We start from the raw sequence: 11144 nt of genomic DNA, 5'->3' as shown, positions 1-11144 counted from the left end.
CTTGAGAACCGTCCGCCGCCCCACCCGCGCGGCGTCTCGCCGTTCGCCCATACCGACTCCCTCAGTCAGTCACCTCACCAAGCCATATCAACTTCCTAACTGAAAGTAAGAAAGTGGTCAAGGTCACGACGTGCTGGTGGCGAAGTTTCCCGGGGTTTCCCGTGATCCCGGGCCGTGACGCCGGTGTGGCCGGCGCACGGGCGGCTCATAAGGTGGGGCGCATGGTGATTCGGTTGAGTGAGCGGTGGCCGGAGGTGAGCTCCAACCGGCTGCTGTCCGAGTGCGTGCCGCCGCCGCGGTTCGCCGACGTCCGTTTCACCACCTATCGGCCCGACCCGGACGAGCCGTCGCAGGCCGAGGCGCTGGCAGTGCTGTCGGAGCGGGCCGATGTGCTGGCCAGGCCGCGGCAGGCCCCGAGTCTCTGGTCACGTCTGCGCGGCCGCGCTCCGGCATCCGTCGGCAGGCCGGGGATCTACCTCGACGGTGGGTTCGGCGTTGGCAAGACGCACCTGCTCGCGTCGCTCTGGCACGAGGCGGCCGGACCGAAGATGTACTGCACGTTCGTCGAGTTGACCAACCTCGTCGGCGCTCTGGGTCTTCGCGCCGCCGTGGAGGAGCTCTCGTCGTACCGGATGATCTGCATCGACGAGTTCGAGCTGGACGATCCGGGCGACACGATGCTGATCTCCCGGCTGCTCGGTCAGCTGGTGGCCGCCGGCGTCGCGTTGGCGGCCACCTCGAACACGCTGCCCGACAAGCTGGGGGAGGGCCGCTTCCAGGCGGTCGACTTCCTCCGCGAGATCCAGGCTCTCGCCGCCCACTTCGACGTACGCCGGATCGACGGGCCCGACTACCGGCACCGCGGCCTGCCGGTCGCGCCCGAGCCGTGGCGGGGCGAGCAGGTCGAGGCCGCGGCCGCCGAGCGTACGAACGCGTCCTGCGACCACTTCGTGGACCTGCACCGCCACCTCGCCGAGCTCCACCCGAGCAAGTACGGCGCCCTGCTCGACGGCGTGGACACCGTGGCGATGACCGACATCCGTCAGCTCACCGACGAGAACGTCGCCCTGCGCCTGGTCGTCCTCGCCGACCGCATGTACGACCGCAACCTGCCCCTGCTGGCCGGCGGCGTCCCGCTGGACCAGCTGTTCTCCGCCGACATGCTGAAAGGCGGCTACCGCAAGAAGTACCTGAGGGCGCTCTCCCGCCTGATTGCCCTGGCCAACTCCGGGATGGCACGCGCATCGGTCTCTGAAGGGTCCGACCGACGGAAGTGAACCTCAGGACTGCTTCGCTGAGCAGATGACCGGTGGACGGCGTCCCGCGGTGTTGTCGGTCGCCCTGCTGGCAACCGGGTTGGTAGTGCTTGCCGCCGGACGTTTCATCCGGTTCGACGACACCTCGGGTTTCGGCAGCAGCGACAGGATCTTCGAGCTGGGTATCCTCGCCGTGGTCCCGGCGGTGGCCGCGGTGATCGTCGCGAGCGCGAACATCCAGGCTCGGGTCTGGCTGGGCGCTGCTCTGATGGGCCTGGCCGCCCTGCTCGTTCTCCTGGGCGTGGCGCTGCCGGGCTTCCGCTTCGTCTGGACGGACTCCCAGGTCGAGCTGCGGTTGCTCGAGGCGGTGCTCGCGCTCACCGCGGCTGTTCTCCTCGCAACCGGTCTGCAGCCCGCTCGGCGGAGGAGCGCGGCCGCAGCACTGGGCACTGATCAGCCAGCCGGGCGATGGATCGTGCGCGGCGCGAGCTACGCGGTCGGTGCGTTCGCGCTGATGATCGTCACCTTCTTCGTCGTCGTTCTCGTGTACGACGCCGAGTACTGCGGCGCCGGCGGAGAGACGGAGTGCTTGGCGAGCCTGGCCGGCATGCTCTGGGCGATGGGGTCTCTGCTCGTCAGCGGAGTGGTGATCGCCGTGACCGAGCTCGTGCTGTGGCGGCGGCGCAACCGGCGAGCGCGGGGTTGATGGGGCAGGATGGGCGGATGGCGAAGGAGAAGAGGGGCCGGACGGACCGGGGCGGGCTGCTGGAGCAGCTGCGGGTGCCGTCGGGGCCGGTGGATCTGAGCAAGTACGACACCCGTGCGACGCCCGGTTTCACCGGGACCAAGGACGACGGCAAGCGTGCGCTGGAGGCTCTCGGCACCGAGGTGTCCGACTGGCAGGAGCGGCTGTTCGCCGAGGGCAGGACGGGCGGGCAGCGCAGTGTGCTGCTGGTGCTGCAGGGGATGGACACGTCCGGTAAGGGCGGTGTGATCAGGCACGGCGCGGGGCTGATGGATCCGCAGGGCCTGAAGATCACGTCGTTCAAGGCGCCGACGCCCGCGGAGAAGCGGCGCGGGTTCCTCTGGCGGATCCGGCAGGCACTGCCGGCGCCGGGGATGATCGGGATCTTCGACCGGTCGCACTACGAGGACGTGCTGATCGCGCGGGTGCGAAGCCTGGTCGCGCCCCCGGTGTGGAACCGGCGCTACGGCCAGATCAACGACTTCGAGGCCGAACTGGCTGCGAACGGGGTGACGGTGCTGAAGTGCTTCCTGCACATCTCGCCCGAGGAGCAGAAGCTCCGGCTGCAGGCGCGGCTGGACGACCCGACCAAGCATTGGAAGTACAAGCCGGGCGACGTCGACGAGCGTGAGCTCTGGCCCGCCTACACCGAGTCCTACGAGGCGGCGCTCGAACGCTGCAACAGCCCGGAGTCGCCGTGGCTGGTGATCCCGAGTGACCGCAAGTGGTACCGCAACTGGGCCGTCACCACCGTCCTCCTGGAGACGCTGAAGTCGCTCGACCCCAAGTGGCCGGCGGCGGACTTCGACGTACCGACCGAAAAGGACCGCCTGGCCGCGACGTGACTGTTGCGGATTCTCACGAGTCCGGATCGATGTCGTTGCTCCGGAGCAGGGCGCGGAGCTTGGCCACCTGCTCGTGCAGCCGCTCGTTCTCGTCCAGGACGGCGTTGAGCTCGTGAAGCAGGTGGTGGCGCCGGCCGAACGTCGGCCACGTGGATGCGGTGTCGTCGGCCAGGTAGTCGGCGACAGCCGACTCGGCACGCTGCCTGCGTCCGCGCCAGCCGACCACCTTCGCCCGGATCTCCTCGCGCTCGGCGCCGAGCCTGGTCAGGATCTGGGACGCCACCCCCTCGCCGTCACGCAAGAGGCCGAGCAGCAGATGCTCGGTGTCGAGCGAGTCGTCGCCGAGTTCGCGAGCCTCGCGATAGGCGTGGTCGAGGACACTCTTGGCGCGTGGGGTGAACGGGACCGTGGTGCCGGACGGTCCCTGGGCGCCGCGGCCGATGATCTCCACCACCAGCTCGCGCACCGCCGGTCCGGTGACACCCAGCCCGTGCAGCACCTTGCCAGCCCGGCCCTGACCTTCCTCGAGCAGCCCGAGCAACAGGTGCTCGGTCCCGATGAAGTTGTGCTGCAGGATGCGCGCCTGCTCCTGTGCCAGCACGACAACCTGCCGCGCCCCGTCGGTGAACTTGTCGAACATGCCGCCACCCCTCCACAGCTCCCCGCCGCCGCGCGCGGCGATCTCGTCCTCCAGTCGCAACTCGGTCCGGAGGTGCTCCTGCAGGTCCTCGGCGGTCACTCGCTCCGGCATCAGCCGGGCGCCGACGAAGCCGGCCACTTCCGCCGGTGTCACCTGGCCGGCCCGGAGCCGGTCGAGCAGGTCGTCCCACTCATCGACCGGCTCGAGCCGCAGGTCCGCCCGATTGACCGCGACGAACTGCAGCACGACGGCGACCGTGACCACCCGGTTCGCTCCGTCGAAGGCCCGGGCACGGATCAGCCCGGACAACAGCACCGCCGCGGCCTCGGCCAGCGTGTCGGTCCGCCGTAGGTCGGCCAGCACCCGGTCGACCGCGTCCAGGTCGGTCCGGCGTACGGCGTCCGCCGAGTCGCACCGCAACACCCGGGCGGCCACGGCGAGGACGTCGTACGGGTCGAGGAAGCGCATCAGTCGTCTCCGCGGAGGCGTCGCAGCGACTCCTCGTGGCGCGCCAGGTTCTCGTCGAGCAGGCGGGTGAAGCGGCGGTCCTGGCGACGCTGGTCCACCAGCGCCGCGATCGCCTCCCGGGCGACGTCCGACACCGACCGCCCCTCGACCGACGCCACGGTCTGGAGCCGCTGGGCCAGCTCCGGATCCAGCCGCAGCAGGATGTTCTTGGTCCCGTCCTTCGCCATGGCCAGAAAGATATCACGATATCTCGACAGTGAACGGGGCACATCGTCAGAGCGCCGCAGATCTGGCCATCGGGCCTGTCGAAGCCGCACGACTGGCTCGGCAACCTCCGCATCGCCTGGCATCGCGGGAATCCAGCTGGTCCAGAAGGTGAGCTGAGCCGCGCCATCGGTCAGAGTGGTGAGATGGAGACTCTGCGGACGGATGTCGTCGTGGTCGGCCTGGGGGCGTTCGGGTCGGCGGCCTTGTGGCGGCTGGCGCGGCGCGGGGTACGGGTGGTCGGTATCGAGCGGCAGGCGATCGGGCATCCGTTCGGGTCGTCGCACGGAAGTACGCGGCTGTTCCGGGTGGCGTGCATGGAGCATCCGGGGCTGACGAGGATCGCTCAGGAGTCGCTCAGGCTCTGGACCGAGCTGGGGGAGCAGACCGGCGAGGTGTACGTCCGGCAGACGGGATCCCTCAACGTCGGTGGACCGGACAGTCGTCCGGTCGCCGGTGCGCGCCGGGCCGCGGCGGAGGCCGGTGCCCGGACGACCGAGCTGAGCCACGACGAGCTCTCCCAGCGGTTCCCGCAGTACCGGCTGTCGGCCGACGACGTCGCGGTCTGGGATCCCGGCGCGGGCATCTGCTACGCCGAGCCGACCGTACGGGCGCACGTCGCCGAGGCGCTCCGACTGGGCGCCACGGTCTACCCGCACACCAAGGTCACGGCGATCGACCCGCAGCCGGGCGAGGTGCGAGTCCGGACGCCGACGGTCGAGGTTCGCGCGCAGCAGGTCGTCGTCTGTGCGGGTGCCTGGCTGGGCAAGCTCGTCCCAGGGCTGCCGCTGTCGCCGCGCCGTACGCCGCTGTTCTGGTTCCAGCCGAAGGACCCGGCGTCCGAGGCGTTCCGGCTGGAGAACTTCCCGTCGTTCATCTGGGCGTTCAGGGACGGTCGCGGCCTGTGGGGGCACGGTGCGGACGAGGGTTTCGGCGTGAAGGTCGGCATGGACGGTGCCGCGGACGAGCGCGACGTCGATCCGGACGAGCTCGATCGGTACATCCATCCGCGGAAGGACATCGCGGAGTTGTCGGCGGCGATCGCGGAACACCTCCCGGATCTCGATCCGGAGCCGGTGAAGGTGATCCCGTGCATGGTGACCGACTCGCCGGACGGGCAGTTCCTGGTCGGCCGCCGCGAGGACCGGCTGGTAATCGCCGGCGGCGACAGTGGCCACGGCTTCAAGCACTGCGCGGGTGTCGGTGAACTGCTGGCCCAGATCGCGACGAAGGAGACGCCTTCCCTGGACGTCTCCTTCGTCGATCCGTTGCGGTACTAGGCGGTGCGGACGAGCTCCGGGCGGAGGACGGTCGGCCGCGGGGCCGGGGCCAGCGTGAGCAGGTCCAGGCCGGCGACGCCGTACCGGAGCAGGACGAGTCGGGCCACCTCGGCGCTCACACCCAGGGGTCGCGACACGGCTACAGCTCCGGCGCGACGCGCGGTCGACTCCGCGCGGTCGGGCAGCACACCCGGCGCGAGGAACAGCGAGCCGACCGCGACGTGCCGCCGGCCCTCGAGCCGCCACTGCAGGACGGCCTCGGCCGGTGACGGCGACGCGGCGCAGGTGAAGGCCGCGGTCACCGGCAGCTTGTGGCGCTGACCCCAGAGCCGCGCGAGCCGGGTCACGCTCGCGTTCGCCTGCGAGTCGCTCGAGCCGGCGCAGGCCAGCACGAGCGCGTCCAGCTCCCGCACGCGGCCGTCCTTGAGCTCGGCGCGCATCCGGCGGTCGAGGACGTCGAGGAGCGACTCGTCGTACCCGAGCACGTCCGAGGCGATGATCCGCAGGTCCGGGAACCGGGTGCGGGCCTCGTCGACGACAGCCGGTACGTCGATCCGGGCGTGGTAGGCCGACGACAGCAGCAGCGGCAGGACGACGACTTCTTCCACACCCTCGGCGGCGAGCTTGCCGATCACCTGGTACGGCGTGGGCGGGCAGTGGTCGAGGAAGGAGGCTTCGATCCGCAGGTCGTCACGCAGGTCGCGCAGGCACTTGACGAGAGCGTGGACGGTGGCGGCCGAACGCGGGTCGCGGCTGCCGTGGGCGAGGATCACGAGCGCTGGAGCAGTCACAGCAGTTCCCCTTCTTCGTCGTCGATCATGCCGGCCGCGAGCGTCCACCCGTCGTGGGCGTCGATCAGCAGGAACGATCCGGTGATGGCGTTGCTGGAGTACGGGTCGGCGGCCAGCGGTGCGGCGACCTTGAGTTGCACCTTGCCGATGTCGTTCAGGTCGAGCCCGGCGGCGTCGATGACTCCGAGCGTGTCCAGGTCCAGCGCACCGTTGATCTTGGTCACGATGGCCTGCGCAGTGGTGGTGGTGTGCTTGATCAGCACCCGCGCGCCCACGGTCAGCGGGCGGTCCGACAGCCAGCACACGGTGGCGGCCAGCTCCCGGCGGGTGCCGGGGGAGGCCTCGGCCGCGACGATCACCGAGCCGCGGGCCACGTCGATGTCGTCAGCCAGCCTGACGGTGACCGCCTCGCCGGCGACCGCCGACGGCCGCTCGGCGACCGCGGTCGACGTGGCGGTGACGACCGCCTTGTCGATCCCGGCGACCGACGTACGGCGGCCGGACGGCAGCACGACCACCGGGTCGCCGACCGAGACTGTGCCGGAGGCAACGGTCCCAGTGTAGCCGCGGTAGTCGCGGTACTCGTCGTCGGTCTGCGGCCGGATCACGTACTGGACCGGGAACCGCAGCGGCTGCTGCGAGGTGTCGGTCCGTCCGGTCGCGTTCTCCAGGTACTCCAGCAGCGTCGGGCCGTCGTACCAGGCGGTCTCGGCGGAGCGCTCGACCACGTTGTCCCCGACCAGCGCGGACACCGGGATGGCGTGCACGTCGGCGATGCCGAGCTGGTCGGCGAGGTCGTTGACGTCCTTCGCGATCCCGGTGAAGACGGCCTCGTCGTACCCGACGAGGTCGATCTTGTTCACCGCGAGGACGACGTGCGGCACCCGGAGCAGCCCGGCGACGGCCAGGTGCCGGCGGGTCTGCTCCAGCACGCCGTGGCGGGCGTCGACCAGGATGATCACGACGTCCGCGGTCGACGCGCCCGTCACGGTGTTGCGGGTGTACTGCACGTGCCCGGGGCAGTCGGCCAGGATGAACGAGCGCTTGTCGGTCGCGAAGTACCGGTAGGCGACGTCGATCGTGATGCCCTGCTCCCGCTCGGCCCGCAGGCCGTCGGTCAGCAGCGCGAAGTCGAAATCAGTGCCATCGCCGCGGGCCCCTGGTCTTTGCGCCGTCACCGTCTGCACGTGGGCGATCTGGTCCGCCAGGATCGCCTTGCAGTCGTGCAGCAGCCGCCCGACCAGCGTCGACTTGCCGTCGTCGACCGACCCGGCGGTGGCCAGTCTGAGGAGCGTGCTCATCAGAAGTACCCCTCTCGCTTGCGGTCTTCCATCGCGGCCTCGCTGACCCGGTCGTCCGCCCGGGTCGCGCCGCGCTCGGTCAGCTCGCTCGCCGCCACCTCGACGACCACCTCGGCGGCCGACGACGCGGTCGACGCGACTGCGCCGGTGCAGGACATGTCGCCCACGGTGCGGTAGCGCACCACCCGCCTCGTCACCGTCTCGCCGTCGCGCGGCTGCGAGTAGGGGCCGACGGCGAGCAGCATGCCGTCGCGCTCGAACACGTCCCGCTCGTGCGCGTAGTAGATGCTCGGCAGCGGGATCTGCTCGCGCTCGATGTAGTGCCAGACGTCGAGCTCGGTCCAGTTGGACAACGGGAACACCCGGACGTGCTCACCCGGCCGGTGCTTGCCGTTGTACAGCGACCACAGCTCGGGCCGCTGGTTGCGCGGGTCCCACTGGCCGAACTCGTCGCGCAGGCTGAAGATCCGCTCCTTCGCCCGGGCCCGCTCCTCGTCCCGCCGGCCGCCGCCGAAGACCGCGTCGAAGCGGTGGCCGTTGATCGCGTCCAGCAGCGGGATCGTCTGCAGCGGGTTGCGGGTCCCGTCCGACCGCTCACGCAGCCGGCCGTCGGCGATGTACTCCTCGACGCTGGCGACCTCGAGCCGCAGGCCGAGCGCGGCCACCGTCCGGTCGCGGTAGGCCAGCACCTCCGGGAAGTTGTGCCCGGTGTCGACGTGCAGCAGTGCGAACGGCACGCCGGCCGGCGCGAACGCCTTCCGGGCCAGGTGCAGCATGACGATCGAGTCCTTGCCGCCGGAGAACAGGATCACCGGGCGCTCGAACTCCGCCGCCACCTCGCGGAACACGTGGACGGACTCGCTCTCCAGCGCGTCCAGCTCGGTGACGGTGGTGTTCAGGGCTGCCTCCGGGGCGTCGATGGTGGCGGTCACGGGGCCTCCCGGCCTGGACTGAGGAGTGGAGGGAGCGGAGCGACCGGAGCGACGAGGCAAGTCCGGGAGCGACGGCCCCGGGGCCACGCCGGCGCCGGAGGCCCGGCCAGCAGTACCGTCATGTGTGCAGCCCGCATTCGACCTTGCCGGTGCCGGCCCAGCGGCCGCTGCGCGGGTCCTCGCCGGGGGCAACGCGCTGCGTGCAGGGCTCGCAGCCGATGGACGGGTAGCCGTCGTACTGGAGCAGGTTGACCAGTACGCCGTTGTCGGCGATGTAGCTGTCCAGGTCGGCCTGGGTCCAGGGCGCGATCGGGTTGAGCTTCACCATGTCGCGCTTGGCGTCGTACTCGACGATCGGTGTGTTGGCCCGGGTCGGGGCCTCGTCGCGCCGTACGCCGGTCACCCAGGCCTTGTAGCCGGACAGGTACCGGTTGAGTGGCTCGACCTTGCGGAGCGCGCAGCACTTGTTCGGATCGCGGGCGTAGAGCTTCTCGCCGTACTCGGCGTCCTGCTCGGCGACCGTCTGCCTCGGGGTCCCGTTGATCAGGCGGATCGGCAGCGTCGCCGCCACCGCGTCCCGGGTGCCGATGGTCTCGGCGAAGTGGTAGCCCGTGTCGAGGAACAGCACGTCGACCCCGGGGGCCGCCTCGGCCGCGAGGTGGGGCAGCGCCCCGTCCGCCATCGAGGCGGTCACCACCAGTTCGTCTCCGAAGGTCTCCCGCGCCCACGCCAGCACTTCCTGCGCCGAGGCGTCGGCCAGTCGGACGTTGGCCTCCTCGGCGAGCGTCTTCAGATCCGTACTCATTCCACTGTCACCCGCAGTCCGATCATCTTCAGCTGGAACACCCGTGCGCACGGCCGGCACTCCCACGCGCCATGGCCGGCCTCGGCCGGACGAAGATCCTCGTCCCCGCAGTACGGGCAGTAGAGAGGTGCGGCACGTTCGCTCATCGACGTCCTCGCTTCGCTCCGGGCGCCGACCAGGCACAAGTCGCGCTGCACTGATTGGTGAACTCACTGCGTTCGTTCACTGCAATGCCTCCTCATCAGCACGGGTGACCCACTGGGCGAAGCGCTCGCCCTCGTTGCGCTCCTTCAGGTAGTTCTGGGTGATGCGCTCGACGTAGTCGGCCAGGCCGGCCGACGTGACCTTGTGACCGCGCAGCTTGCGGCCGAAGCCGGCGTCCAGGCCGAGGCCGCCGCCGAGGTGGACCTGGTACCCGGGGACCTGGTTGCCGTTCTCGTCGCGGACCAGCTGACCCTTCAGGCCGATGTCGGCGACCTGGATCCGGGCGCAGGAGTTCGGGCAGCCGTTGACATTCACCGTGATCGGCACGTCCAGCTCAGGGATCCGCTGCTCCAGCTCGTCGATCAGCTCGGCCGCCCTCGCCTTGGTCTCGACGATCGCCAGCTTGCAGAACTCGATCCCGGTGCAGGCCATCGTGTTCCGCCGCCAGGCCGACGGCCGGGCCTGGTAGCCGAGCTCGCCGAGCTCCTGGACCAGCGACTCGACCTGCGACTCCTCGACGTCGAGCACGATCAGCTTCTGCTGGGCGGTGGTCCGGATCCGGTCCGATCCGTGGGCGGCCACCACGTCGGCCACCTTCGCCAGCGAACTGCCGGAGACCCGCCCGACCACCGGCGCCACGCCCACGTAGTACCGGCCGTCCTTCTGCTGGTGGACGCCGACGTGATCGCCCTGGACCGCGGGCACCTCGGGCGCCGGGCCGTCGATCAGCTTGCGCTTGAGGTACTTGTCCTCGAGCACCTCACGGAACCTCTCCACACCCCAGTCGTCGACCAGGTACTTCAGCCGCGCCCGGTTCCGCAGCCGGCGGTAGCCGTAGTCGCGGAAGATGCTGGTCACGCCCCACCAGGCCTCGTGCACCTCCTCGAGCGGGATCCAGGTGCCGAGCCGCTGGGCGAGCATCGGGTTCGTCGACAGACCGCCGCCGACCCACAGGTCGAAGCCCGGCCCGTGCTCGGGGTGCACCACACCGACGAACGCGATGTCGTTCACCTCGGGTACGACGTCGTGCGACGGGTGACCGGTGAGCGCGGTCTTGAACTTGCGTGGCAGGTTGGAGAACTCGGTCGAGCCGATGTACTTCTCGACGATGTCGTCGATGGCCGGCGTCGGGTCGATGATCTCGTCCGCGGCGATGCCGGCGACCGGGCTGGCGATGACGACACGTGGTACGTCGCCACAGGCCTCGGTGGTGTAGAGCCCGACCGCCTCGAGCTTCTGCCAGATCGCCGGGACGTCCTCGACCCGGATCCAGTGCAGCTGGATGTTCTGCCGGTCGGTGATGTCGGCGGTGTCGCGTGCGTAGGTGCTGGAGACCTCGGCGATCACCCGGAGCTGCTCGGTGCTGAGCTGACCGCCCTCGATCCGGACCCGGAGCATGAAGTACTTGTCGTCCAGCTCCTCCGGCTCCAGCGTGGCGGTCTTGCCGCCGTCGATGCCGGGCTTGCGCTGGGTGTACAGCCCCCACCAGCGGAACCGGCCGCGGAGGTCGGCCGGGTCGATCGAGTCGAAGCCGCGGTGCGCGTAGACGTTCTCGATCCGGGCCCGGACGTTGAGGCCGTCGTCGTTCTTCTTGTTCTCCTCGTTCTTGTTCC

12 protein-coding genes are annotated in these 11144 nt (G+C 70.2%); 4 read left to right on the top strand and 8 right to left on the bottom strand.

The genetic code is table 11. The features are described 5' to 3' along the window. Positions 1-221: 221 nt before the first annotated feature. From zapE to E1218_RS32200, 3 genes are read left to right on the top strand one after another with little or no spacing between them, the layout of a single operon-like run. Entirely contained in the window at positions 222-1277 is a 1056-nt protein-coding gene (gene zapE / locus E1218_RS32210; protein WP_132326823.1) for a cell division protein ZapE, read from the top strand. Between the two features lie 25 nt (positions 1278-1302). Then, a complete protein-coding gene (locus tag E1218_RS32205) occupies positions 1303-1962 on the top strand; it encodes a hypothetical protein (RefSeq protein ID WP_132326822.1) in 660 nt (219 codons plus the stop codon). 17 nt (positions 1963-1979) lie between these two features. Next, the gene (locus tag E1218_RS32200) at positions 1980-2846 is read left to right on the top strand and encodes a PPK2 family polyphosphate kinase (RefSeq protein WP_202866306.1); all 867 of its coding nucleotides are present in this window, start codon (positions 1980-1982) and stop codon (positions 2844-2846) included. A 13-nt stretch (positions 2847-2859) separates the two neighbouring features. On the opposite strand, the gene E1218_RS36820 is transcribed toward E1218_RS32200, so the two are convergent. Beyond that, on the bottom strand, positions 2860-3954 hold the full coding sequence (locus tag E1218_RS36820; protein ID WP_132326820.1) for a Clp protease N-terminal domain-containing protein: 1095 nt from the start codon (positions 3952-3954) through the stop codon (positions 2860-2862). Beyond that, positions 3954-4181, bottom strand: coding sequence for a ribbon-helix-helix domain-containing protein (locus tag E1218_RS32190; protein ID WP_132326819.1), 228 nt, complete (start codon positions 4179-4181; stop codon positions 3954-3956). Before E1218_RS32190 ends, E1218_RS36820 begins: the two co-directional genes overlap by 1 nt. A 183-nt stretch (positions 4182-4364) precedes the next feature. Between E1218_RS32190 and solA the strand changes: the two genes are divergently transcribed. Further along, positions 4365-5498 carry an N-methyl-L-tryptophan oxidase gene (gene solA, locus E1218_RS32185; RefSeq protein WP_132326818.1) on the top strand — a complete coding sequence of 378 codons (1134 nt, stop codon included), beginning with the start codon at positions 4365-4367 and terminating at the stop codon, positions 5496-5498. Here the strand turns inward: solA and E1218_RS32180 are convergent. From E1218_RS32180 to E1218_RS32160, 6 genes are all read right to left on the bottom strand, one after another. Further along, positions 5495-6289: a sirohydrochlorin chelatase gene (locus E1218_RS32180; RefSeq protein WP_132326817.1), complete on the bottom strand. Its 795-nt coding sequence runs from the start codon at positions 6287-6289 to the stop codon at positions 5495-5497. The two genes, solA and E1218_RS32180, sit on opposite strands and share 4 nt — an antisense overlap. Then, positions 6286-7590 (bottom strand): sulfate adenylyltransferase subunit 1, encoded by a 1305-nt coding sequence (locus E1218_RS32175; RefSeq protein WP_132326816.1) that lies wholly within the window; start codon positions 7588-7590, stop codon positions 6286-6288. Before E1218_RS32175 ends, E1218_RS32180 begins: the two co-directional genes overlap by 4 nt. After that, positions 7590-8522: a sulfate adenylyltransferase subunit CysD gene (cysD, locus tag E1218_RS32170; protein WP_132326815.1), complete on the bottom strand. Its 933-nt coding sequence runs from the start codon at positions 8520-8522 to the stop codon at positions 7590-7592. Before cysD ends, E1218_RS32175 begins: the two co-directional genes overlap by 1 nt. 118 nt (positions 8523-8640) lie before the next feature. Then, complete coding sequence (locus E1218_RS32165; protein WP_132326814.1) at positions 8641-9327, bottom strand: phosphoadenylyl-sulfate reductase; 687 nt, start codon at positions 9325-9327, stop codon at positions 8641-8643. Continuing rightward, positions 9324-9473 (bottom strand): hypothetical protein, encoded by a 150-nt coding sequence (locus tag E1218_RS36360; RefSeq protein ID WP_165949511.1) that lies wholly within the window; start codon positions 9471-9473, stop codon positions 9324-9326. Before E1218_RS36360 ends, E1218_RS32165 begins: the two co-directional genes overlap by 4 nt. A 76-nt stretch (positions 9474-9549) precedes the next feature. After that, the coding region (locus E1218_RS32160) for a nitrite/sulfite reductase (RefSeq protein WP_132326813.1) at positions 9550-11144 on the bottom strand (1595 nt) is incomplete at its 5' end.

This window comes from Kribbella turkmenica, from assembly GCF_004348725.1.
GTDB classification, from domain to species: Bacteria; Actinomycetota; Actinomycetes; order Propionibacteriales; family Kribbellaceae; genus Kribbella; species Kribbella turkmenica.
The sequence above is the reverse complement of the archived record's forward strand: the minus strand, read 5'-3'. Positions and strand labels throughout refer to the sequence as shown.